The organism is Streptococcus mitis SK597 (assembly GCF_000148545.1).
GTDB lineage: Bacteria > Bacillota > Bacilli > Lactobacillales > Streptococcaceae > Streptococcus > Streptococcus mitis_C.
Map to the genome: position 1 here is coordinate 1 of NZ_AEDV01000017.1, position 23147 is coordinate 23147.

At 42.6% G+C, this 23147-nt stretch carries 24 protein-coding genes and 1 pseudogene; 23 read left to right on the plus strand and 2 right to left on the minus strand.

Annotated elements, in window-relative coordinates; all coding sequences use genetic code 11:
• Positions 1-298: 298 nt before the first annotated feature.
• Both SMSK597_RS04955 and sstT read right to left on the minus strand, forming a co-directional pair.
• Entirely contained in the window at positions 299-1252 is a 954-nt protein-coding gene (locus SMSK597_RS04955) for an aromatic acid exporter family protein (protein WP_000028162.1), read from the minus strand.
• Positions 1253-1319: 67 nt separating this feature from the next.
• Positions 1320-2525, minus strand: coding sequence for a serine/threonine transporter SstT (sstT, locus tag SMSK597_RS04960; protein ID WP_000713445.1), 1206 nt, complete (start codon positions 2523-2525; stop codon positions 1320-1322).
• 139 nt (positions 2526-2664) lie between these two features.
• Between sstT and SMSK597_RS04965 the strand changes: the two genes are divergently transcribed.
• The 23 genes and pseudogenes from SMSK597_RS04965 to SMSK597_RS05080 all read left to right on the plus strand — a co-directional run.
• The gene (locus tag SMSK597_RS04965; RefSeq protein ID WP_001168877.1) at positions 2665-3231 is read left to right on the plus strand and encodes a mechanosensitive ion channel family protein; all 567 of its coding nucleotides are present in this window, start codon (positions 2665-2667) and stop codon (positions 3229-3231) included.
• A gap of 51 nt (positions 3232-3282) precedes the next feature.
• Positions 3283-4188, plus strand: coding sequence for a magnesium transporter CorA family protein (locus SMSK597_RS04970; protein ID WP_000478239.1), 906 nt, complete (start codon positions 3283-3285; stop codon positions 4186-4188).
• A gap of 16 nt (positions 4189-4204) precedes the next feature.
• Positions 4205-4732 carry a YqeG family HAD IIIA-type phosphatase gene (locus tag SMSK597_RS04975; RefSeq protein WP_000234216.1) on the plus strand — a complete coding sequence of 176 codons (528 nt, stop codon included), beginning with the start codon at positions 4205-4207 and terminating at the stop codon, positions 4730-4732.
• A 2-nt stretch (positions 4733-4734) separates the two neighbouring features.
• Positions 4735-5841: a ribosome biogenesis GTPase YqeH gene (gene yqeH, locus SMSK597_RS04980; RefSeq protein WP_000391195.1), complete on the plus strand. Its 1107-nt coding sequence runs from the start codon at positions 4735-4737 to the stop codon at positions 5839-5841.
• A 213-nt stretch (positions 5842-6054) separates the two neighbouring features.
• Positions 6055-6366, plus strand: coding sequence for a ribosome assembly RNA-binding protein YhbY (yhbY, locus tag SMSK597_RS04985; RefSeq protein ID WP_000060169.1), 312 nt, complete (start codon positions 6055-6057; stop codon positions 6364-6366).
• 51 nt (positions 6367-6417) lie between these two features.
• Positions 6418-7046: pseudogene (locus tag SMSK597_RS04990) on the plus strand (nicotinate-nucleotide adenylyltransferase).
• Entirely contained in the window at positions 7046-7639 is a 594-nt protein-coding gene (yqeK, locus tag SMSK597_RS04995) for a bis(5'-nucleosyl)-tetraphosphatase (symmetrical) YqeK (protein WP_000541095.1), read from the plus strand. Before SMSK597_RS04990 ends, yqeK begins: the two are co-directional and overlap by 1 nt.
• Positions 7640-8140 (plus strand): cysteine hydrolase family protein, encoded by a 501-nt coding sequence (locus SMSK597_RS05000; protein WP_000844700.1) that lies wholly within the window; start codon positions 7640-7642, stop codon positions 8138-8140.
• Between the two features lie 12 nt (positions 8141-8152).
• The gene (gene rsfS, locus SMSK597_RS05005; RefSeq protein WP_001003035.1) at positions 8153-8506 is read left to right on the plus strand and encodes a ribosome silencing factor; all 354 of its coding nucleotides are present in this window, start codon (positions 8153-8155) and stop codon (positions 8504-8506) included.
• A gap of 109 nt (positions 8507-8615) precedes the next feature.
• Entirely contained in the window at positions 8616-9356 is a 741-nt protein-coding gene (locus tag SMSK597_RS05010) for a class I SAM-dependent DNA methyltransferase (RefSeq protein WP_025169659.1), read from the plus strand.
• 9 nt (positions 9357-9365) lie between these two features.
• The gene (locus tag SMSK597_RS05015; RefSeq protein WP_000589740.1) at positions 9366-9878 is read left to right on the plus strand and encodes a hypothetical protein; all 513 of its coding nucleotides are present in this window, start codon (positions 9366-9368) and stop codon (positions 9876-9878) included.
• A gap of 301 nt (positions 9879-10179) precedes the next feature.
• Positions 10180-11277, plus strand: a complete 1098-nt coding sequence (locus SMSK597_RS05025; protein ID WP_000156378.1) for a nucleotidyltransferase — start codon at positions 10180-10182, stop codon at positions 11275-11277.
• Positions 11278-11467: 190 nt separating this feature from the next.
• The gene (locus SMSK597_RS05030; protein WP_000404936.1) at positions 11468-13081 is read left to right on the plus strand and encodes a ribonuclease Y; all 1614 of its coding nucleotides are present in this window, start codon (positions 11468-11470) and stop codon (positions 13079-13081) included.
• 129 nt (positions 13082-13210) lie between these two features.
• Complete coding sequence (gene gmk, locus SMSK597_RS05035) at positions 13211-13837, plus strand: guanylate kinase (RefSeq protein WP_000775041.1); 627 nt, start codon at positions 13211-13213, stop codon at positions 13835-13837.
• A gap of 24 nt (positions 13838-13861) precedes the next feature.
• On the plus strand, positions 13862-14176 hold the full coding sequence (rpoZ, locus tag SMSK597_RS05040; RefSeq protein WP_000979235.1) for a DNA-directed RNA polymerase subunit omega: 315 nt from the start codon (positions 13862-13864) through the stop codon (positions 14174-14176).
• 65 nt (positions 14177-14241) lie between these two features.
• Positions 14242-16638: a primosomal protein N' gene (locus tag SMSK597_RS05045; RefSeq protein WP_000951905.1), complete on the plus strand. Its 2397-nt coding sequence runs from the start codon at positions 14242-14244 to the stop codon at positions 16636-16638.
• 12 nt (positions 16639-16650) lie between these two features.
• Complete coding sequence (gene fmt, locus SMSK597_RS05050; RefSeq protein ID WP_000163701.1) at positions 16651-17586, plus strand: methionyl-tRNA formyltransferase; 936 nt, start codon at positions 16651-16653, stop codon at positions 17584-17586.
• Positions 17579-18892, plus strand: coding sequence for a 16S rRNA (cytosine(967)-C(5))-methyltransferase RsmB (rsmB, locus tag SMSK597_RS05055; RefSeq protein WP_004237489.1), 1314 nt, complete (start codon positions 17579-17581; stop codon positions 18890-18892). Before fmt ends, rsmB begins: the two co-directional genes overlap by 8 nt.
• Before the next feature lie 14 nt (positions 18893-18906).
• Positions 18907-19647 (plus strand): Stp1/IreP family PP2C-type Ser/Thr phosphatase, encoded by a 741-nt coding sequence (locus tag SMSK597_RS05060; RefSeq protein ID WP_000406242.1) that lies wholly within the window; start codon positions 18907-18909, stop codon positions 19645-19647.
• A complete protein-coding gene (gene pknB, locus SMSK597_RS05065) occupies positions 19644-21545 on the plus strand; it encodes a Stk1 family PASTA domain-containing Ser/Thr kinase (protein ID WP_000614544.1) in 1902 nt (633 codons plus the stop codon). The genes SMSK597_RS05060 and pknB overlap by 4 nt, the downstream gene beginning before the upstream one ends.
• Positions 21546-21633: 88 nt before the next feature.
• Positions 21634-22392 carry a threonine/serine exporter family protein gene (locus tag SMSK597_RS05070; protein ID WP_000392875.1) on the plus strand — a complete coding sequence of 253 codons (759 nt, stop codon included), beginning with the start codon at positions 21634-21636 and terminating at the stop codon, positions 22390-22392.
• A 1-nt stretch (position 22393) separates the two neighbouring features.
• Positions 22394-22834, plus strand: coding sequence for a threonine/serine exporter family protein (locus tag SMSK597_RS05075; protein ID WP_000176930.1), 441 nt, complete (start codon positions 22394-22396; stop codon positions 22832-22834).
• A gap of 106 nt (positions 22835-22940) precedes the next feature.
• On the plus strand, positions 22941-23147 hold a 207-nt coding region (locus tag SMSK597_RS05080), incomplete at its 3' end, for a hypothetical protein (protein ID WP_000749038.1).

Below are 23147 nucleotides of genomic sequence, written 5' to 3' on the forward strand. Positions count from 1 at the left end.
GTGAGTTGTTTGATCGCTTTTCATTATAGGTCATATGGGACTTTTTTTCTACAACAAAATAGGCTCCATAATATCCATAGGGGATTTACCCACTACAAATATTATAGAGCCTGTAAATCAAAGAGCAAACTAGGAAGCTAGCCGCAGGTTGCTTAAAACACCGTTTTGAGGTTGTGGATAGAAGTGACGAAGTCAGCTCAAAACACTGTTTTGAGGTTGTAGATAAGACTGACGAAGTCAGTAACCATACCTACGGCAAGGCGAAGCTGACGTGGTTTGAAGAGATTTTCGAAGAGTATTACTGTCCATATTTTTGATAAAAATCAACTTTTACTTGGATGAAGGTTTTGGCTTCATGTAGGAGTTGGAGAAGGGTGGCGCGGGTTTCAAATTCGTCTCTTGTCTTGGGCAGACTGCGGTTGCGGAAGACTTCTAGATAATGTTCAATTTCATCTAGCAAATCAGAAGCAGGATTAGTCTGGCTCAGTTGACCGGCAATTTTTGAAAAAAGTTGGGCCAAAATCAGACTTTCACTGGCAGCTAGGTGACAGGTGTTGATTTGCTGGGCCATATTTCGCAGGATACGACTTTGTCGCTGTCTCATCTCAAAGTAGTGGATATGGTAGTCGGTTTGGTGAAAGAAGTGGTCAGAGTGATCCAAATAGACCAGTCTGAGGGCTTCTTCCAAAAGCGTGTCTAATTCTGCTACCAGCTGTGCTCGGTTACGTCCATCCCCTCTGGATAAATAATATTTGAAGCGTAGGAGGATATCTTTTAACTTTTCTTCTACCAATGTGTGGTAGTGCTGGATTTCCTCTTCTCGTGAAGGCATGTAGAGATTGACCAGTAAAGCAAATCCTGTACCGATAGCAAAGAGAAGGAATTCATTGACTAGAAGATCTGGAGAGGTTGATTTTTGCACCAAGAGATGGCTAACCAAAACGCTACTTGGTGTGATGCCAATTTCCCAACCCATCTTGTAGGCTAGAGGCACATAGAGGGCTAGATAGAGGCCAAGGCTCCAGATATGAAATCCGCTCAAGTGAAAAGCTAGAACACCGATAGCCAGAGCTAGGAGCATGGAAAAGAGTCGATTACGAGCCAGTTTTAAGGTACTTCTACGCGTATCAGATAGGCTCAAGAGAGCGATAATTCCAGCCGAAACTGCTGAGGAAAGATTGAGAAAATAAGCAAGAAAACAGGCAAGACAGGTAGCTAAGATGAGCTTGGTCGTACGTTGGCTAATAGACATAAGAATTTCCTGATAAGTTAGAATAAAAGCGGAAAAGACAAGACCTGAGCAGGCTTGCCTTTATGAGTTATTTTTTACGGGCTGCTGCGTATTCGGCAACGGCAGTAAAGAGGACGTCTGTAGAAGAGTTAAGGGCTGTTTCACATGAGTCTTGGATGACACCAATCACAAATCCAACCCCAACAACTTGCATGGCAATATCGTTAGAAATACCGAAAAGGCTACAAGCAACTGGGATAAGAAGGAGGGAACCTCCCGCAATACCAGAAGCACCGCAGGCTGAGATAGCTGCTACTACACTGAGGACAAAGGCTGTCGCAAAGTCAACAGGGATTCCAAGAGTGTTAACTGCAGCAAGAGTCAAAACGTTAATGGTAATCGCTGCTCCGGCCATGTTGATAGTAGAACCAAGTGGGATAGAAACAGAGTAGGTATCTGGATCCAGTCCAAGGTCGTGGCAAAGTTTCATGTTGACAGGGATGTTGGCCGCAGAACTACGAGTGAAGAAGGCTGTCACACCACTGACACGCAAACATTTCCAAACGAGGGGATAAGGGTTGCTCTTCATAAAGAGGAAGGCAATCAATGGATTGACTACTAGAGCCACAAAGAACATGGTCGTCACCAAGAGGGCAAGCAAGATTCCATAGTTAGCTAGGCTTCCGATTCCCTTATCAGAGATGGTTTTAAATACAAGTCCTAAGATCCCAAATGGAGCTAGGTTGATGATCCATTCGACAATTTTAGAAGTCACATCAGCCATAGTTTTCAGTAATTCTTTACTATTTTTGCTGGCTTCTCTCATAGCAATCCCGAAAACAACTGCCCAAGATAGGATACCGATGTAGTTGGCAGTAATGAGGGCATTGACTGGATTGTCAACCAGTTTGAGCAAGAGGTTGCTGAGGACTTGTCCAATCCCATCTGGTGGAGCAATATCGGTATTAGCGCTATTTAGGGTAATTTCAACAGGTACGATGAAACTTGCTAGTACAGCGATAAGGGCAGCGGCAAAGGTTCCCACCAAGTAAAGGAAGATAACGGTTTTCATATTGCTATCTTGCCCCTTTTGATGTTGAGAAAGGGCGTTGGCAACGAGGGCAAAGACCAGAATCGGTGCGATGGCTTTGAGGCCACCAACAAAGAGATCCCCTAGAAGGCCAATTCCTGAAATGTTAGGAAGTGTCAGTCCTAGGGTTCCTCCAATAAGCATGCCAATCAAAATTCGTTTGATTAGGCTTGCCTTATTCCAAGTATGAATGAATTTTTTCATAACAATCTCCTTTGTTGTGTAATGTTTATGATTATAGTATAAATATGAACTAAAATCAAGAATTTTCTGTCTATTTTTGAAAATTTATGGAGAATGACACTTTATGAAAGTATGGTATAATGAAATAAAGGAGTTTTATATGCAAAAATTTATTCAAGCTTATATTGAAAAGCTAGATGTTACAGCGATTATCGAGAATATCTTGACCAAGGTACTTTCTCTTTTATTCTTATTTTTACTCTTTTATATAGCTAAGAAATTGCTCCATACCATGGTGCAGAGAATTGTTAAACCTTCTCTAAAAATGTCTCGTCATGATGTCGGACGTCAGAAAACCATCTCACGTCTGTTAGAAAATGTGTTTAATTATACCCTTTATTTCTTTTTACTCTACTGCATTTTGTCGATTTTAGGTTTGCCAGTTTCTAGTTTGCTGGCAGGTGCTGGGATTGCTGGGGTGGCCATTGGTATGGGAGCCCAAGGTTTTCTGTCTGATGTCATCAATGGCTTTTTCATCCTCTTTGAACATCAACTGGATGTGGGAGATGAGGTCGTTCTGACAAATGGCCCCATTACTGTATCGGGCAAGGTCGTCAGCGTCGGTATTCGAACAACGCAACTCAGAGGAGAAGACCAGGTTCTGCACTTCGTTCCCAATCGGAATATCACCGTCGTTAGCAATTTCTCTCGGACAGACCAGGCCTGAAATTTTAGCAGATTTATGGTACAATAGAAAGAGTTTGGTAAAGGAGAGAAGATGTTTTTAGAAAAACAGTTGGGCAATGGTTGTACCTGGATAGACCTTGATGTGGATAAGATTAAAAATATGGAAGATCTTTCTGACATCTATGGATTGGACAAGGAAACCATTGAGTATGCTCTGGATAGAAATGAACGAGCTCATATGGATTATAACCGTGAAACGGAGACGGTAACCTTTATTTATAATGTTCTTGATTTAGAAAAAGACAAAGAATATTATGAAGCGATTCCCATGACCTTTATCGTCGAAAGACAACGAATGATTACCATCAGCAATCATAAGAATGCTTATGTCATTGATCAGATGTCAGCTTATCTGGATAGCCATGAGTCGCTTTCTATTTACAAGTTTCTCTTTGCTGGTTTAGAGATTATCAGTAACGCTTATTATCCTGTCATTGAAGAGATGGATAAAAGTAAGGACGAAATTAGTGCCTTGCTACGTCAAACTACAACAAAGAAAAATCTCTTCGCCCTCTCTGACTTGGAGACTGGTATGGTTTACTTGACAGCAGCAGCAAAACAAAATCGACTCCTCTTGGAACATATCCAGGGCCATGCTCTTTATCGGAGATTTAATGATGTCGAACGAGAGCAGTTTGATGATGCCATGATTGAAGCCCATCAGTTGGTGTCTATGACAGACTTGATTTCTCAAGTCTTGCAACAACTATCAGCATCTTACAACAACATCCTAAACAATAACTTGAATGATAGTTTGTCAATTTTGACTATTATCTCCGTCTTACTAGCAGTACTTGCGGTTATTACAGGTTTCTTCGGAATGAATGTTCCTCTACCATTTACAGAAGAGCCAAATGCTTGGATTTATATCTTAATGACTAGCTTGATTTTATGGGTGGCCTTATCTCAATGGCTGAAGAAAATTACTAGAAAATAAAAGAAAAGGAGCCAAAATGGTGATTGAAAACTACATGCCAGACTTTGCTGTGGAAGCAGTCTATGATCTGACAGTCCCAAGCCTGCAGGCGCATGGAATCAAGGCTGTTTTGGTCGATTTGGATAATACCCTCATTGCTTGGAACAACCCTGACGGGACGCCAGAAATGAAGCAATGGCTACATGATCTTCGGGACGCGGGCATTCGCATCATCGTAGTCTCAAACAACACCAAAAAACGCGTCCAACGCGCAGTTGAGAAATTTGGGATTGATTACGTTTATTGGGCTCTGAAGCCCTTCACATTTGGGATTGACCGTGCCATGAAGGAATTCCACTATGATAAAAGCGAAGTGGTCATGGTTGGCGACCAGCTCATGACAGATATTCGAGCAGCCCACCGTGCAGGTATTCGCTCAATCTTGGTCAAGCCCCTGGTTCAACACGACTCTATCAAGACGCAGATTAACCGAGCTCGTGAGCGCCGTGTCATGCGAAAAATCACTGAAAAGTACGGACCGATTACATATAAAAAAGGAATTTAACTATGGAAGAAATTCTCTGTATTGGTTGTGGAGCAACCATTCAGACGACAGACAAGGCTGGACTTGGATTTACTCCCCAGTCGGCACTTGAAAAAGGTTTGGAAACTGGCGAAGTCTATTGCCAACGCTGTTTCCGTCTCCGCCACTATAATGAGATCACGGATGTCCAGTTGACAGACGATGATTTCCTCAAGCTCTTGCACGAGGTGGGAGACAGTGATGCCTTAGTGGTCAATGTCATTGATATCTTTGATTTTAATGGCTCTGTCATCCCAGGCTTGCCACGTTTTGTCTCGGGCAACGATGTTCTCTTAGTAGGAAATAAAAAAGATATCCTCCCTAAGTCAGTTAAGCCTGGTAAGATTAGCCAGTGGCTCATGGAACGTGCCCACGAAGAAGGGCTTCGTCCTGTGGATGTCGTCCTAACTTCGGCACAAAACAAACATGCTATTAAGGAAGTCATTGACAAGATTGAACACTACCGTAAGGGCCGCGATGTCTATGTGGTTGGTGTGACCAACGTTGGAAAATCAACTCTTATCAATTCCATTATCCAAGAAATCACGGGTGACCAGAATGTCATTACGACTTCGCGCTTCCCAGGGACAACTTTGGACAAGATTGAGATTCCGCTTGACGACGGATCTTATATCTACGATACACCAGGGATTATCCACCGTCACCAGATGGCTCACTACTTGACGGCCAAAAACCTCAAGTATGTCAGCCCTAAAAAGGAAATCAAGCCTAAGACCTATCAGCTCAATCCTGAACAAACCCTGTTTTTAGGAGGTCTCGGACGATTTGATTTCATTGCGGGTGAAAAGCAAGGCTTCACTGCCTTCTTTGACAATGAACTCAAATTGCATCGTACCAAGTTAGAAGGAGCTAGTGCCTTTTACGATAAGCACGTCGGAACCCTTCTGACACCACCAAATAGTAAGGAAAAAGAAGATTTTCCAAAACTAGTCCAACATGTCTTTAACATCAAGGACAAGACAGACCTAGTCATCTCAGGCCTAGGCTGGATCCGTGTAACAGGCACCGCCAAAGTCGCCGTCTGGGCACCAGAAGGCGTCGCCGTCGTCACACGAAAAGCGATTATTTAAACACAGAAAGGAAAGGGTTATCTGAATTCGGGCGAGCCTTGCGAGCCCATAACGAATACTTTTCGCTGTGGTGTCAGTTGGTACAAGTGATTGTACCAACTGCGGAAAATTTGAGACCTTAGGCTCAAATTTTAGTCATGAAAGTCCGAAGGACTTTGCTGACGTCCGTCACCACTTCAGAAAAGTATAAAAAGAAACTCTTTTAAAGAAATTATGTCATTAACATCAAAACAACGTGCCTTCCTCAACAGCCAGGCACACACCCTCAAACCCATCATCCAAATCGGAAAAAATGGTCTCAACGACCAAATCAAAACCAGCGTCCGTCAAGCTCTTGATGCCCGCGAATTGATTAAAGTAACGCTCTTGCAAAATACAGATGAAAATATCCACGAAGTAGCTGAAATCTTGGAAGAAGAAATTGGTGTGGATACAGTCCAAAAAATCGGACGCATCTTGATTTTGTTTAAACAATCTAGCAAGAAAGAAAATCGCAAGATTTCTAAAAAAGTCAAAGAAATCTAGGAAACCTACTCCAAATAACTGTTTTTACAGAGAAATAAAGGAGACTAGCCTATGGCAATCGAACTATTGACTCCCTTTACCAAGGTAGAGTTGGAGCCAGAAATCAAGGAGAAAAAACGCAAACAAGTCGGGATTTTAGGGGGAATTTTAACCCTGTTCACAATGCCCATCTCATCGTTGCGGACCAAGTACGGCAACAGTTAGGACTGGATCAAGTCTTGCTCATGCCTGAGTACCAACCTCCTCATGTAGATAAAAAGGAAACAATCCCTGAACACCATCGTCTCAAGATGCTTGAATTGGCGATTGAGGGGATTGAAGGTCTGGACATTGAAACTATTGAGTTGGAGCGCAAGGGCATTTCCTATACCTACGACACCATGAAGATTTTAACAGAGAAGAATCCAGATACGGATTATTACTTTATCATCGGTGCCGATATGGTGGACTATCTGCCTAAGTGGTACCGAATTGATGAGCTGGTTGACATGGTTCAGTTTGTGGGGGTTCAACGCCCACGCTACAAGGCTGGGACTTCCTATCCAGTTATCTGGGTGGATGTGCCTCTCATGGATATCTCGTCCAGCATGGTGCGTGACTTCATTGCCCAAGGTCGGAAACCCAACTTTCTCCTACCTCAGCCAGTGCTAGACTACATCGAGAAGGAGGGGCTTTACTGATGGGCTATCAAGACTATATTAACTGTTCTCGTGAGGCTTTGTTGGAAAAAATGGCAGAGCTTCTACCTGAGAAACGCTTAACCCATTGCTTGGGTGTGGAGCGTGCAGCCATAGAACTGGCTCAGCGATTTGGAGTCGATGCCGAGAAAGCAGGACTAGCAGGCCTTCTTCATGACTATGCTAAAAAGCTGTCAGATCAGGAATTTTTAGACTTGATTGACCGTTATCAGCTAGACCCTGACCTCAAAAACTGGGGCAATAATGTCTGGCATGGTATGGTTGGTATCTACAAGATTCAGGAAGACTTGAATTTGCATGATTCTGAAATTCTACGAGCCATTGAAATACATACAGTCGGTGCTGACCAGATGACAGACCTAGATAAAGTCATCTACGTAGCTGACTATATTGAGCACAATCGAGCCTTTCCTGGAGTGAACGTGGCGCGTGAGATTGCGAGTCTATCGCTCAATAAGGCGGTGGCCTACGAAACAGCTCATACCGTGGAGCATCTAGCTCATCAGGGATTCCCTATCTATCCCCAAACCATTGAAACCTATAACGCCTTTGTGCACTATTTGAAAGAGGACTAAATGAAGACGGCTTTTATAATCATTGATGTTCAGAATATTTTAGTGGAAACCGGTTTTCAGACAAATAGTCTATTGGAAAAAATTTCTTATTTACAAAACCATGCTAGAAGTAAGAATATCGAAATTATCTATGTTCAACATATTGAGAATCCTGAAGCCCAAACATCAGAAGATTGGCAGTTATCTGCACTTTTAAATCGAAAACCTGATGAAAAGGTCTTTCAGAAGAAGTATAATAGTATTTTCAAAGAAACTGGCTTAAAAGAATACTTGGATAAACAGGGGATTGAAAAATTAGTTTTATGTGGCATGCAGACAGAATATTGTGTGGATACCTCTGTCAAGGTTGCCTTTGAATATGGCTATAAGCTGATTATTCCAGAAGGTGCTGTCACAACCTTTGATGGGGATGACATTCCAGCAGAAACGATAAATGAATTTTATGAGGACATTTGGGAGGATCGCTTTGCAGATGTCCTAGATTATAAACATATTTTCTAGAAAGAGGACTAAATGAACGAAAAAGAATTACTAGAACTAGTCGTGAAAGCGGCTGATGAGAAACGTGCGGAGGATATCCTCGCACTTGGCGTACAAGAATTGACCAGCGTGACGGACTATTTTGTTATCACTAGTTCAATGAATAGCCGCCAGTTGGATGCTATCGCTGATAATATCCGTGAAAAAGTAGCGGAAGCTGGTTTTAAAGGCAGCCATATAGAAGGCGATGCAGCTGGAGGATGGGTCTTGCTAGACCTCGGTGCTGTCGTTGTGCATGTCTTTTCAGAAGAAATGCGTGCTCACTATAACCTAGAAAAACTATGGCATGAGGCGGATTCTGTAGATTTATCTGAAACTCTTGCTTAGAAGACGAACTCAGTTGCAGTCAACTGGGTTTCTTTGCTTATTTTAGAAAAATAGATAGAAAGGTATAGGGCGAGTGGTGTTTGCCATGGAGGCTCTGGGTATCATGATTATGGCAACTTATGAAACCTTTGCGGCGGTCTATGATGCAGTCATGGACGATAGTTTATATGATAAATGGACGGATTTTTCTCTGCGTCACTTGCCTAAGACTAAGGAGAGAAAGAAACTCTTAGAATTGGCTTGTGGGACAGGTATTCAGTCTGTACGCTTTTCTCAAGCTGGTTTTGATGTGACTGGACTTGATTTGAGTGGGGATATGTTGAAGATTGCCGAGAAGAGATCTTCTTCAGCCAAACAAAAGATTGACTTTATTGAAGGCAATATGCTGGATTTGTCCAAGGCAGGTCAATATGATTTTGTCACTTGTTATTCGGACTCAATCTGCTATATGCAAGATGAGGTGGAAGTAGGAGACGTTTTTAAGGAAGTCTATAATGTCCTCAATGAAGACGGAGTTTTCATCTTTGATGTGCATTCGACTTACCAGACAGATGAAGTTTTTCCAGGCTATTCCTACCATGAAAATGCGGAAGATTTCGCTATGCTCTGGGACACCTATGAGGATTCAGCACCACATTCTATCGTGCATGAGTTGACTTTCTTTATCAAGGAGGCGGACTGTTCCTTTAGTCGCCACGATGAAGTGCATGAGGAGCGGACCTATGAAGTCTTGACCTATGATATTTTGCTGGAACAGGCCGGATTCAAGTCCTTCAAACTTTATGCGGACTTTGAGGACAAGGAGCCGACAGAGACAAGTACCCGTTGGTTTTTTGTCGCGCAGAAGTAGGAGATTAGCATGATAAAAGGACAAGTTTGGCTATTAGTATTTATCTTATTTTATTTTGGCTTTTACTGCATAAAATTTAGAGATAATATTAGACTTAAACCGTTAGTAGATATTAAAACTGAATTTCAGAGTTATATTGATTTATTTTATGAACATATATCTTTTAAAAACTGGAAAAAAGCAATTGTGTCAATCCTCTTGATTATAATAGGGATTATTATCTTAGTATTTTTATCAATATTAGGTCTGTTTCTACTAATTTTAAAAATATCTTTATTATTTTTGAAGAAGATTGTAATTTATGAAGCTGACAATAAATTTGAAATATTTAAATATGTGTTGCTTCCTACGATATTAGCGTATTTGTTTGGTGAATATGCCAAGATAGTTAAGATAAGCAATACATCTTTAAATATAATAATTATTTTTGGAGATAAAATTATACAATTGTTTGGTGAATATTCAATTATTCCATTGACTTTGTTGATTTCTGCAACTGTATGTTATATATTAAAATTTTAGTAAAAAATGATACAGATTTTATTAAGGAAGTGTTTGAATATTTTTGGAACTGGATTAAAGTTCTTATAGTTACTTTGCTATTTATTTTAATTATTGGATCTTACTTACTCCTTTTAGATGAAGTAAAAAATAGTATCTCTAGTAAGGATCCATATACGATTATACCGATATTTATTGCTAGTTGTATTGTTACATCCAAGATAATTGTTAGATTAATAGTTGTTAAAAGTAATAATGTGCCAATGAAGGCTAAACGACACCCCTTTAGAACAAAAAGGAAATATAGACGTAGGAGATTACTATGACCATCACAGGTATTATCGCGGAATTTAATCCTTTTCATAATGGGCACAAATACCTGCTTGAGCAGGCAGAGGGGTTGAAAATCGTAGCCATGTCTGGAAATTTCATGCAACGTGGAGAGCCTGCTATCGTGGATAAGTGGACACGGGCCCAGATGGCGCTGACAAATGGAGCAGATCTGGTGGTGGAATTGCCCTTTTTAGTCAGTGTTCAGGCTGCGGATTTCTTCGGTCAAGGAGCTGTGGATATCTTGGCTCGGTTGGGCATTGATACTCTAGCATTTGGGACGGAGGAAGTTCTGGATTATCAAAAAATCGCTGACTTATACACAGAGCAAGGTGCTGAGATGGAGAAATTTGTGGAAAATCTGCCTGATTCCCTTTCCTATCCCCAGAAAACCCAAGCCATGTGGAAGGAATTTGCTGGTCTTGATTTTTCAGGTAATACCCCCAATCATGTTCTTGCTCTGGCCTATGCCAAGGCGGTTGCAGGACGAAATATCAAGCTGCATCCGATTCAGCGTCAGGGGGCAGGTTACCATTCTGTGGACCAGGATGTGGACTTTGCTTCGGCGACAGCCCTTCGTCAGCACCAAAGGGACAAAGATTTCTTAGAACGCTTTATGCCTTCTGTTAACCTTTTTGAGCAGGTCAGTAAGGTGAGCTGGGATGACTATTTTCCTTTGCTCCGCTATCAAATCTTGTCAAATCCAGACTTAACAACAATCCATCAGGTTAATCAAGAAATGGCTGTGCGCATTAAAGAGGCTATTAAACCAGCCCAGTCTGTTGACGAATTGGTTGAAGCGGTTGCGACCAAGCGTTACACCAAGGCGCGTGTCAGACGCCTCTTGACCTATATCTTGGTGCAGGCTAGAGAAAGTGACTTGCCAGAAGGGATTCATGTCCTTGGATTTACTGAAAAAGGCAGGCAACATCTCAAGTCTTTGAAAGGTCAGGTCAGTCTAGTCAGCCGCATAGGTAAAGAGCCTTGGGATAGCATGACGCAAAAGGCAGACCAGATTTACCAATTGGGAAATCCAAGTATAGCAGAGCAGAATTTTGGCAGAGTGCCGATTAGAATAGAAACAAACTAAGTCTACTGAAAGGTGGACTTTTTCTCAAGTCTCTACCAAACTACTATTTACAAACAACAAGTTTATTTTAGCAAATGCGTTCCAAATTCCTCAAAACATATTCCATTTTAGGTTTGTGAAAATCACTTTTTTATGGTAGAATGTAAAAGAATGTATGTCATTCGGAATAACAATAAAATGAGGTAAAAACATGGAAATCATGTCGCTTGCGATTGCTGTTTTTGCCGTCATCATTGGTTTAGTCATTGGATATGTCAGCATCTCAGCTAAGATGAAATCATCTCAGGAAGCTGCAGAGTTGATGCTTTTAAATGCTGAACAAGAAGCAACTAATTTACGTGGACAAGCTGAGCGTGAAGCGGATTTACTTGTTAATGAAGCTAAACGTGAAAGCAAGTCTCTTAAAAAAGAAGCACTATTGGAGGCCAAAGAAGAAGCCAGAAAATACCGTGAAGAAGTGGACGCTGAATTCAAATCAGAACGTCAGGAACTCAAACAAATCGAAAGTCGTTTGACAGAGAGAGCTACTAGCCTCGACCGTAAGGACGACAATTTGACGAGTAAAGAACAAACACTTGAACAAAAAGAACAAAGTATTTCTGATAGAGCGAAAAACCTTGATGCGCGTGAAGAGCAATTAGAGGAAGTCGAAAGACAAAAAGAAGCAGAGTTAGAGCGTATTGGTGCCCTGTCTCAGGCAGAAGCACGAGATATTATCTTGGCTCAGACAGAGGAAAACTTGACCAAGGAGATTGCTAGCCGCATTCGTGAAGCTGAGCAAGAGGTCAAGGAACGTTCTGACAAAATGGCCAAGGACATCTTGGTTCAAGCCATGCAACGTATCGCTGGTGAATATGTAGCGGAGTCAACAAACTCAACGGTTCATCTACCAGATGATACCATGAAGGGACGCATTATTGGTCGTGAAGGTCGTAACATTCGTACTTTTGAAAGTTTGACAGGGGTCGATGTGATTATCGACGATACACCAGAAGTGGTGACCTTGTCAGGTTTTGACCCAATCCGTCGTGAGATTGCTCGTATGACTATGGAAATGTTGCTCAAAGATGGTCGTATCCACCCAGCTCGTATAGAAGAGTTGGTTGAGAAAAACCGTCAAGAGATTGACAATAAGATCCGTGAATACGGTGAGGCAGCAGCCTATGAGATTGGTGCGCCAAACCTTCATCCAGACTTGATGAAAATCATGGGTCGCTTGCAGTTCCGTACTTCATATGGACAAAATGTCTTGCGTCATTCGATTGAGGTTGCTAAGTTGGCTGGTATCATGGCGAGCGAACTTGGTGAAAATGCGGCTCTTGCCCGTCGTGCTGGATTCCTTCACGATATCGGGAAAGCCATTGACCGTGAGGTTGAGGGGAGCCACGTTGAAATCGGTATGGAATTGGCTCGTAAGTACAAGGAACACCCAGTTGTGGTCAATACGATTGCTAGCCACCACGGTGATGTCGAAGCAGAAAGTGTCATTGCAGTGATTGTTGCTGCAGCAGATGCCTTGAGTGCGGCCCGTCCAGGTGCTCGTAGTGAGTCTCTTGAAAGCTACATCAAGCGTCTTCATGATTTGGAAGAAATTGCTAACGGCTTTGAGGGAGTGCAAACTAGCTTTGCCCTTCAAGCAGGACGTGAGATCCGCATCATGGTCAATCCAGGACAAATCAAGGACGACAAAGTCACAATCTTGGCTCACAAAGTTCGTGAGAAAATTGAAAACAATCTCGATTACCCAGGAAATATCAAGGTAACCGTGATTCGCGAGCTTCGTGCAGTAGATTATGCTAAATAAATAAGAAAGAGCAGTTGAAAAATTACTGCTTTTTTGTTACACTAGATAGAAAGACTGTAAAGGATAAGTTGGCTTTTTGCCATTATTCTAGAGAAATGTTATTTCACAGACTGACTAAAAGGAGACACAATGGCAGACCGAGGCTTACTAATCGTTTTTTCTGGTCCTTCAGGGGTTGGAAAAGGAACGGTTAGAAGAGAGATTTTTGAGAGTTCTGAAAACCAATTTCAATACTCTGTATCGATGACGACACGCGCACAACGTCCTGGAGAAGTGGACGGTGTTGACTATTTCTTCCGCACTCGCGAAGAGTTTGAAGAGCTGATTCGTCAAGGACAGATGTTGGAATACGCAGAATATGTCGGCAACTACTATGGAACTCCCCTGACCTATGTCAATGAAACCTTGGACAAGGGAATTGATGTTTTCCTTGAAATTGAAGTTCAAGGTGCTCTTCAGGTTAAGAAAAAGGTTCCAGATGCTGTCTTTATCTTCCTGACACCACCAGACTTAGATGAATTACAAGATCGTTTGGTAGGTCGAGGAACAGATAGTGCAGAAGTGATTGCCCAACGAATCGAAAAAGCCAAGGAAGAAATTGCCCTCATGCGTGAGTATGATTATGCGATTGTCAACGATCAGGTGCCCCTAGCTGCTGAGCGTGTCAAACGTGTGATCGAAGCAGAACACTTCCGTGTGGATCGTGTCATTGGTCACTATCAGGAGATGTTACCAAAATCTCCAACTACCCGATAAAATTTAGAAAATAGGTACAAGCAAATGATGTTAAAACCCTCTATTGATACCTTGCTTGACAAGGTTCCATCAAAATATTCACTCGTAATCTTGGAAGCAAAACGTGCCCACGAATTGGAAGCAGGTGCGCCAGCTACTCAAGGTTTCAAATCTGAAAAATCAACTCTTCGCGCTTTAGAAGAAATCGAATCAGGAAACGTTACAATTCACCCAGATCCAGAAGGAAAACGTGAAGCAGTGCGTCGCCGTATCGAAGAAGAAAAACGCCGCAAAGAAGAAGAAGAAAAGAAAATCAAAGAGCAAATCGCTAAAGAAAAAGAAGATGGTGAAAAAATTTAAGGTTGGGGGGACTCAATCTTATTTTTTCTATTGCAAGAATGTACTGACAAGAAGGAGGTGAGAAGATGGCTATAGCTAAGATTATTGTGGATGTGCCCTTGATGCAGACGGACCAGCCCTATAGTTACAGGATTCCTGAGGAATTTGAGGAAATGCTAGAAGTTGGGATGCGGGTTCATGTGCCTTTTGGTAAGGGCAATCGCCTGATTCAAGGGATTGTTCTTGGTTTGGAGTCCCAACCAGATGAAGAAGAGGCTAATCAAGATTTAAAAGATATTGCGGAGGTGCTGGATTTTTCTCCTGTTCTCACGCAAGAACAACTCTGGCTAGCTGAAGAGCTTCGCAAGTCCGTCTTTTCTTATAAAATCTCTATCCTCAAGGCTATGTTACCAGGGTTTCTGAACTCCAGCTATGACAAAATTCTCTATCCTATGGCAGGTCTGAGTCAGGAAGACCGAGAGCGCTTGTTTGGTTCAGAAGATTCGCTTGCCTTTTCTTCTCTGGATTTAGGTAAGCAAGCTGAAATGATGCGTTTGACTAGAAAAGGCCTGCTTGGTCTGGAATATCAGGCGATTGATCAAAAGAAGGTCAAGACCCAGTCTTGGTATGAGGTAGACCTTGTTCAGTTAGAAGGTGTAGAGATTTCTGCACGTGCCAAGAAAAAGTTGGAATTGAGAGACTATTTGCTGTCTCATCCTGAGAGTGCTTCCTTGGCTAGTTTGTTAGAGTCCTACTCGCGAGAGCAAGTAAACTTCTTTGTCGAACAAGGTGCTGTGACCATAGTTCAAAAGGAAGTTCAACGCTCGGCTGCTTATTTTGAAGGCATTGAGGCAAGTAGGCCTTTGGAGTTGAATCCAGAACAAAGACAGGCGCGTGATGCGGTTGTGAGTGCTATTGGTAGTCATCAGCCCCCCTTCCTCCTTCAAGGGATTACAGGAAGTGGGAAGACGGAGGTTTACTTGCAGATTATCCAAGGGGCTTTGGACAAGGGCAAGACAGCTATTTTGCTGGTACCTGAGATTTCCCTGACTCCTCAGATGACGGAGCGTTTTATAGCACGTTTTGGGGACAAGGTGGCCATTCTTCATTCAGGTCTTTCCAATGGTGAAAAGTATGATGAATGGCGCAAAGTGGAACGTGGCGATGCTCAAGTTGTTGTGGGTGCCAGATCTGCCATCTTTGCTCCGCTGAAAAATCTAGGTGTCATGATTATCGATGAAGAGCATGAAGCGACTTATAAGCAGGACAGCAATCCCCGTTACCATGCTAGAGAGGTTGCTATTCTAAGGTCCCAGTATAATCAAGCAGCTTTGGTGCTTGGTTCAGCAACTCCTAGTCTGGAAAGCCGTGCGCGAGCTGGAAAAGGCGTCTATCAACATTTACGTCTGACCCAACGCGCCAATCCTTTAGCTAGGATCCCTGAGGTTCAAGTGATTGACTTTCGGGACTATATCGGACAGAATGAGACGTCAAACTTTACGCCACCTTTGCTAGAAGCCATCCAAGACCGTCTGGCTAAAAAAGAGCAGGTGGTTCTCATGCTAAATCGTCGTGGTTATTCTAGCTTTGTTATGTGTCGGGAGTGTGGGACGGTGGATACTTGTCCCAACTGTGACATTTCCTTGACCTTGCACATGGATACCAAGACCATGAACTGCCATTATTGTGGCTTTTCGAAGGATATTCCTCAGGTCTGTCCTAACTGTAAGAGTCGCAGTATTCGTTATTATGGGACAGGAACTCAGAAGGCTTATGACGAGATGGCAGAACTCTTTCCCCAGGCCCGTATTTTGCGGATGGATGTGGACACGACTCGTAAGAAAGGCAGTCATCAAGCCCTATTAGACCAGTTTGGACGAGGAGAAGCGGATATTTTACTAGGTACTCAGATGATTGCCAAGGGATTGGATTTTCCAAATGTGACTCTGGTCGGAGTTCTAAATGCGGATACAGCCTTGAATCTACCTGATTTCCGTTCTTCTGAAAGAACCTTCCAGCTTTTGACTCAGGTGGCAGGTCGGGCAGGACGTGCTGAAAAAGCAGGTCAGGTCTTGATTCAGTCTTACAATCCTCAGCACTATGCTATTCGATTTGCCAAGGATCAGGACTACGAAGGCTTTTACGCTTATGAAATGGGAATCAGACGACAACTTGGTTATCCACCTTACTATTTCACGATTGGCATTACCCTTTCTCACAAGAAAGAAGAAGAGGTGGTCAAACGTGCTTATGAAGTTATGAACATTTTGCGGTCAGGATTGTCAGAGACCAGTAACATTCTTGGACCAACGCCCAAGCCCATTGCCCGTACCCACAACCTCTATCATTACCAGATTTTAATTAAATATCGTTTAGAAGATGAGCTAGGGTCGACCCTAAACCAGGTCTTAGCCTTGACTCAAGAACGGGAAAATAGTGAGCTCCGTCTCAGCATTGACCATGAACCACAGCAATTTTTATAAGAAGGAGAAGATATGACAAAACTAATCTTTATGGGGACCCCCGACTTTTCAGCAACAGTCTTAAAAGGACTTTTGACAGATGACCGTTACGAAATTCTAGCCGTTGTAACCCAGCCAGACCGCGCTGTTGGTCGTAAAAAAGTGATTCAAGAAACCCCAGTCAAGCAGGCTGCCAAGGAAGCAGGACTATCTATCTACCAACCTGAAAAATTATCTGGAAGTCCAGAGATGGAAGAACTTATGAAGCTAGGAGCAGATGGAATTGTGACTGCTGCATTTGGGCAGTTTCTACCAAGTAAACTCCTTGATAGCATGGCCTTTGCTGTCAACGTTCACGCCTCCCTTCTTCCTAAACACCGTGGCGGTGCGCCTATCCATTATGCCTTGATTCAAGGTGATGAGGAAGCTGGTGTGACCATTATGGAAATGGTTAAGGAAATGGATGCAGGAGATATGATTTCTCGTCGTAGTATTCCGATTACGGATGAGGACAATGTCGGCACCTTGTTTGAGAAATTGGCGCTTGTTGGTCGTGATTTGCTTTTGGATACTCTACCGGCTTATATTGCTGGGGAAATCAAACCTGAACCGCAGGATCCAAGTCGGGTCACTTTCTCTCCAAATATCAAGCCAGAAGAAGAAAAACTGGACTGGACTAAAAGTAATCGTCAACTCTTTAACCAAATCCGTGGCATGAACCCCTGGCCTGTTGCCCATACTTTCCTTAAGGGTGACCGCTTTAAGATTTATGAAGCTCTAGCTGTAGAAGGTCAGGGAAATCCAGGTGAGATTCTCTCTATCGGTAAGAAAGAATTGATTGTCGCAACGGCAGAAGGGGCTCTATCCCTCAAACAAGTGCAGCCAGCTGGTAAACCTAAGATGGACATTGCTTCCTTCCTCAACGGAGTTGGACGTACATTGACTGTAGGAGAACGATTTGGTGACTAAAGTAGAAACGGCTAGAAGTCTAGCCCTAGCAGTATTAGAGGATGTTTTTATCAATCAAGCATACTCAAATATCGCCTTAAATAAGCATCTAAAGGGAAGTCAACTTTCTGTAGCAGACAAGGGCTTGGTGACTGAGCTAGTCTATGGAACGGTAGCCCGTAAATTGACTCTGGAATGGTACCTATCACACTTTATCGAAGACAGAGACCAGTTAGACAGTTGGCTTTATGTCCTTCTTCTCATGAGTGCCTACCAGCTCCGCTATTTGAACAAGATTCCAGATCATGCTGTGGTCAATGAAGCAGTAGAATTGGCCAAAGTCCGTAAAAAAGGCAGTGAAAAATTAGTCAACGCCGTCCTTCGACGTATTCTGCGTGAAGGCTGGCCAGATATTGCCAGCATCAAACGAAAAAACAAGCGTGATTCCATTGCCTATTCTCTCCCAGTTTGGCTAGTTGCCAAGCTCAAGGAAGAATACGGAGAGGAGCGAGCGCAAGCTATTTTTGAAAGTCTTTTGGTGCGCAACAAGGCCAGTATTCGTGTGACAGACCTAGGACGAAAAGAGGAAATCCAAGCCTTGTTGGAGGCTAGTGATTCATCCTTGTCTCCTTCTGGTCTTGTGAAGGAGCAGGGCCACTTTGCAGACCATGATTTGTTTGCGGATGGAGCGATTACCATCCAAGACGAGTCTAGTCAATTAGTTGCGCCAACTCTTGATTTACAAGGCAATGAGCAGGTTCTAGATGCCTGTGCGGCTCCGGGTGGGAAAACAGCCCATATAGCCTCTTATCTCACGACAGGTCAGGTTACTGCTCTGGACTTGTATGACCACAAGTTGGACTTAATTCAAGAAAATGCCCAACGTTTAGGAGTTGCAGATCGGGTTCAAACGCAAAAATTGGATGCCAGAAAGGTGCATGAGTTTTTTGGTCAGGATTCTTTTGATAAGATTTTGGTGGATGCTCCCTGTTCAGGAATTGGTCTTCTGCGTCGAAAACCAGACATCAAATACAATAAAGAAACGGCAGATTTCGCGTCCTTACAGGAAATTCAGCTAGAAATATTAGGTAGTGTTTGTCAAACACTACGCAAAGGTGGTATAATAACTTATAGTACCTGTACTATTGTCTCAGAGGAGAATTTTCAAGTCGTTGAGGCGTTTTTAGAAAATCATCCTGAGTTCGAGCAGGTAAAACTAGAACATGAATGTAAGGATATCATGAAAGACGGCTGTATCCTCATTACACCTGAATTGTACGGAAGTGATGGATTCTTCATCAGTCAATTTCGCAAGATATCAGATTAGGAAGGAACTGACACATGGAAATTTCATTATTAACAGATGTTGGTCAGAAACGAACAAATAACCAAGACTATGTCAACCACTATGTCAATAGAGCTGGGCGTACCATGATTATTTTAGCTGATGGGATGGGAGGTCATCGCGCAGGGAATATTGCTAGTGAAATGGCGGTAACAGACCTAGGTATAGCTTGGGTTGACACCCAGATCGATACAGTCAATGAAGTGCGTGAATGGTTCGCCAATTACCTAGAAATTGAAAATCAAAAGATTCATCAACTTGGACAAGATGATGCCTATAAAGGAATGGGAACAACTCTAGAAGCTGTTGCTATTATTGGCAATCAGGCTATCTATGCTCATATTGGAGATTCTCGTATCGGTTTGATTCGTGGGGAAGAATACCACCAGTTAACGAGTGACCATTCCTTGGTCAATGAATTGCTCAAGGCAGGTCAATTGACGCCAGAAGAAGCAGCTAGCCATCCACAGAAAAATATTATTACTCAATCTATCGGTCAAAAAGATGAAGTTCAACCTGATTTTGGAATGATTACCCTTGAGCCAGGAGACTATCTCTTGCTCAATAGTGATGGTTTGACTAACATGATTTCAGGCAGTGAGATTTGTGATATTGTAACCAGTGATATTCCTTTGGCAGATAAAACAGCGACGCTTGTGCGTTTTGCTAACAATGCAGGAGGTTTAGACAACATTACGGTTGCCCTTGTTTCTATGAACGAGGAGGATGCAGAATGATCCAAATCGGCAAGATTTTTGCCGGACGCTATCGGATTGTGAAACAGATTGGCCGAGGAGGCATGGCAGATGTCTATTTGGCCAAGGATTTAATTCTAGACGGAGAAGAAGTGGCAGTGAAGGTCCTGAGGACCAACTACCAGACGGACCCGATAGCTGTAGCTCGTTTTCAGCGTGAAGCGAGAGCTATGGCAGATCTAGACCATCCTCATATCGTTCGGATAACAGATATTGGTGAGGAAGACGGTCAACAGTATCTTGCAATGGAGTATGTTGCTGGACTAGACCTTAAACGCTATATCAAGGAACACTATCCTCTTTCTAATGAAGAAGCAGTCCGTATTATGGGACAAATCCTCCTAGCCATGCGTTTGGCCCATACCAGAGGGATTGTTCACAGGGACTTGAAGCCTCAAAATATCCTCTTGACACCAGATGGGACTGCCAAGGTCACAGACTTTGGGATTGCGGTAGCCTTTGCAGAGACAAGTCTGACTCAGACTAACTCTATGCTGGGTTCGGTTCATTACTTGTCACCAGAGCAGGCGCGTGGTTCGAAGGCGACTGTACAGAGTGATATCTATGCCATGGGGATTATTTTCTATGAGATGTTGACAGGCCATATCCCTTATGACGGGGATAGCGCGGTGACCATCGCCCTCCAGCATTTCCAGAAACCACTGCCATCGGTTATAGCTGAAAATCCATCTGTGCCTCAGGCTTTGGAAAATGTTGTTATCAAGGCAACTGCCAAGAAATTGACAGATCGTTATCAGTCAGTTGCAGAGATGTATGTGGACTTGTCTAGTAGCTTGTCTTACAATCGTCGTAATGAGCCTAAACTGGTATTTAATGATACTACTAAGGCAGACACCAAGACACTACCAAAGGTATCCCAGAGTACCTTGACTTCGATTCCTAAGGTGCAAACACAAAGTCAGAAGCCACAGACTGCGAAGCCTAGTCAGCAGGTTTCAGAAGACAATTATGCAAGCAAGCCTGTTAAGAAACGGAAATTTAGAGTTCGTTATATGATTTTGTTGGCCAGCATTCTATTGGTGGCAGCTTCTCTTATTTGGATACTATCCAGAACTCCTGCAACCATTGCCATTCCAGATGTGGCAGGTCAGACAGTTGCGGAGGCCAAGGAAACGCTCAAGAAAGCCAATTTTGAGATTGGCGAGGAGAAATCAGAGGCTAGTGAAAAGGTGGAAGAAGGGCGGATTATCCGTACAGATCCTGAAGCTGGAAAGACTCGAAAAGAAGGTTCGAAAATCAATTTGGTTGTCTCATCAGGCAAGCAATCTTTCCAATTGAGTAACTATATCGGCCGTAAATCGACAGATGTTATAGCAGAACTCAAGCAGAAGAAGGTTCCTGAAAATCTCATTAAGATTGAGGAAGAAGAATCAAGTGAGAGCGAAGCAGGAACTGTTCTCAGACAGAGTCCAGCTGCTGGAACAACCTATGATTTGAGCAAGGTCTCAACGATTACCTTAACCGTTGCTAAGAAAGTAACCAGCGTTTCTATGCCAAGTTATAAAGGATCTAGTCTTGAATTTACTAAAAATAATCTTGTTCAAATTGTTGGGATTAAGGAAGCCAATATTGAAGTTGTAGAAGTGTCGACAGCTCCTGATGGAACTGCTGAGGGTACAGTCGTTGAACAGAGTCCAAAAGCGGGTGAAAAGGTTGATTTGACTAAGACGCGTGTCAAGATTTCAATCTACAAACCAAAAACACCACCGTCAACGTCATCATCAGCACCATCCCAACGTGGAAATCAAGGTTCTACTACGACACCAAGTCAGGGGAACCAACAAGGAAATCAACGAGGGAATGCACCTGCTACTACTCAATCAAGTAGTGAAGGCAACCACGAAAATTCTCGTGATTAAACGAATCTTTGTCATGATTTCATGGCAAAGATTTTTTTTGACTCCGGATTTGTGATAGAATAGAAGGAGTTGATAAAAGGAGGAAAGCATGGAAGAATCAAAAGAATTAAATGCCGTTATTGATGTGATTATGTTAGCTGGAACCATTCTTCTCAAAAGTGGATCAGAAATTCATCGTGTAGAGGATACCATGATTCGGATTGCGCATTCGCAGGGGATTGTGGATTGCAATGTTCTTGCCATGCCTGCCGCTATCTTTTTCTCTATTGAAAATACCAATATTTCGCGCATGAAGCGCGTGACCTCCTCTTCTTATAACATCGAAAAAGTCTGCGATGTGAACCAGATTTCTCGTCAGTTAGTGGGAGGAAAGCTTGATTTAGAAACAGCCTTCAAGCAATTGACGACTTTACAAACTCAACCCCTTCCCTATACTAAGTTGCAGGTAACTCTGGCTGCGACCTTTAGTGCCCCTTTCTTTTCAGTTATGTTTAGTGGAAATATCTATGACGCACTTGGGGCAGGAGTGGCGACCTTATTTGGTTTTGCCTTTTCCCTTTATGTGGAGAAGTTTATCCGAATTCCTTTTGTGACAGCCTTTGCTGGAGCTTTTGTATTTGGGATAATAGCCCAGTTTTGGGCTCGCTACACAGGCTTTCCCTCAACAGCAGATTTGATTATAGCTGGTGCGGTCATGCCGTTTGTACCAGGGATTGCCTTGACCAATGCGGTTCGTGATATTATGACCAACCACATAAACTCTGGTATGAGTAAGATGTTTGAATCCCTGCTCATTACCCTTGCTTTAGGGGCAGGAACTTCTGTCGCCTTGGTATTGATGAACTAATATGACACTAACAACCTTTTTATTACAAGCAGTAGCAAGTCTTCTTGCCATTATCACTTTTCTAATCGTACTCAATGTGCAACGCTCCATGCTCTTACCTGGAGGGATTTTGGGCATGGCTGTCTGGCTGATTTATCTCTTGCTCAAAGAACCGACCAATGTTATTGTGGCTACTTTTATTGCCGCCATTATCGGTTCTTGTGTCAGCCAGATTTTAAGTATTCTTTATAAGACACCTGCTGTGGTCTTTATCTTGGCCATCTTGGCACCTCTGGTTCCGGGGTATCTTTCTTATCGAACAACTGCCTTTTTTGTGACGGGAGATTACAGTCATGCCATTGCCAGTGCTACCTTGGTTGTTATGCTGGCTTTGGTTATTTCCATTGGAATGGCTAGTGGAACAGTGATTCTCAGACTGTATCATTATATAAAAACACATTGAGTATCGTAGAGTTTTCAGAAACAAAAGAATTTTCTGAAAAATAAGACAAATAAATTAACAACGCTTTCTATATGTGTTATTCTATATATAGAAAGGAGGAAAAATCATGAAAAAATCACTATTTTCCTTATTGTCTGTAAGTCTACTGACTTTGTTGTTTATCCCAGTCATGGTTTCTAGTTCGAGCTCAGAGTTTCAAAGTGGATGGCAAGAGAATCAGTTGATTGCTGAGAAGGTTAGTAAAACACTTGACAAGACATTTGATAAGAATATCAGAGAAATTCCGACTAGTCAGTTTTATCAAGAATTTGTA

What these genes read in the sequence shown, in the direction of transcription:
- SMSK597_RS04955 (WP_000028162.1), bottom strand. Translation starts at nt 1,252, where the DNA reads ATGTCTATTAGCCAACGTACGACCAAGCTCATCTTAGCTACCTGTCTT.
- sstT (WP_000713445.1), bottom strand. Translation starts at nt 2,525, where the DNA reads ATGAAAAAATTCATTCATACTTGGAATAAGGCAAGCCTAATCAAACGA.
- SMSK597_RS04965 (WP_001168877.1), top strand. Translation starts at nt 2,665, where the DNA reads ATGCAAAAATTTATTCAAGCTTATATTGAAAAGCTAGATGTTACAGCG.
- SMSK597_RS04970 (WP_000478239.1), top strand. Translation starts at nt 3,283, where the DNA reads ATGTTTTTAGAAAAACAGTTGGGCAATGGTTGTACCTGGATAGACCTT.
- SMSK597_RS04975 (WP_000234216.1), top strand. Translation starts at nt 4,205, where the DNA reads ATGGTGATTGAAAACTACATGCCAGACTTTGCTGTGGAAGCAGTCTAT.
- yqeH (WP_000391195.1), top strand. Translation starts at nt 4,735, where the DNA reads ATGGAAGAAATTCTCTGTATTGGTTGTGGAGCAACCATTCAGACGACA.
- yhbY (WP_000060169.1), top strand. Translation starts at nt 6,055, where the DNA reads ATGTCATTAACATCAAAACAACGTGCCTTCCTCAACAGCCAGGCACAC.
- yqeK (WP_000541095.1), top strand. Translation starts at nt 7,046, where the DNA reads ATGGGCTATCAAGACTATATTAACTGTTCTCGTGAGGCTTTGTTGGAA.
- SMSK597_RS05000 (WP_000844700.1), top strand. Translation starts at nt 7,640, where the DNA reads ATGAAGACGGCTTTTATAATCATTGATGTTCAGAATATTTTAGTGGAA.
- rsfS (WP_001003035.1), top strand. Translation starts at nt 8,153, where the DNA reads ATGAACGAAAAAGAATTACTAGAACTAGTCGTGAAAGCGGCTGATGAG.
- SMSK597_RS05010 (WP_025169659.1), top strand. Translation starts at nt 8,616, where the DNA reads ATGGCAACTTATGAAACCTTTGCGGCGGTCTATGATGCAGTCATGGAC.
- SMSK597_RS05015 (WP_000589740.1), top strand. Translation starts at nt 9,366, where the DNA reads ATGATAAAAGGACAAGTTTGGCTATTAGTATTTATCTTATTTTATTTT.
- SMSK597_RS05025 (WP_000156378.1), top strand. Translation starts at nt 10,180, where the DNA reads ATGACCATCACAGGTATTATCGCGGAATTTAATCCTTTTCATAATGGG.
- SMSK597_RS05030 (WP_000404936.1), top strand. Translation starts at nt 11,468, where the DNA reads ATGGAAATCATGTCGCTTGCGATTGCTGTTTTTGCCGTCATCATTGGT.
- gmk (WP_000775041.1), top strand. Translation starts at nt 13,211, where the DNA reads ATGGCAGACCGAGGCTTACTAATCGTTTTTTCTGGTCCTTCAGGGGTT.
- rpoZ (WP_000979235.1), top strand. Translation starts at nt 13,862, where the DNA reads ATGATGTTAAAACCCTCTATTGATACCTTGCTTGACAAGGTTCCATCA.
- SMSK597_RS05045 (WP_000951905.1), top strand. Translation starts at nt 14,242, where the DNA reads ATGGCTATAGCTAAGATTATTGTGGATGTGCCCTTGATGCAGACGGAC.
- fmt (WP_000163701.1), top strand. Translation starts at nt 16,651, where the DNA reads ATGACAAAACTAATCTTTATGGGGACCCCCGACTTTTCAGCAACAGTC.
- SMSK597_RS05060 (WP_000406242.1), top strand. Translation starts at nt 18,907, where the DNA reads ATGGAAATTTCATTATTAACAGATGTTGGTCAGAAACGAACAAATAAC.
- pknB (WP_000614544.1), top strand. Translation starts at nt 19,644, where the DNA reads ATGATCCAAATCGGCAAGATTTTTGCCGGACGCTATCGGATTGTGAAA.
- SMSK597_RS05070 (WP_000392875.1), top strand. Translation starts at nt 21,634, where the DNA reads ATGGAAGAATCAAAAGAATTAAATGCCGTTATTGATGTGATTATGTTA.
- SMSK597_RS05075 (WP_000176930.1), top strand. Translation starts at nt 22,394, where the DNA reads ATGACACTAACAACCTTTTTATTACAAGCAGTAGCAAGTCTTCTTGCC.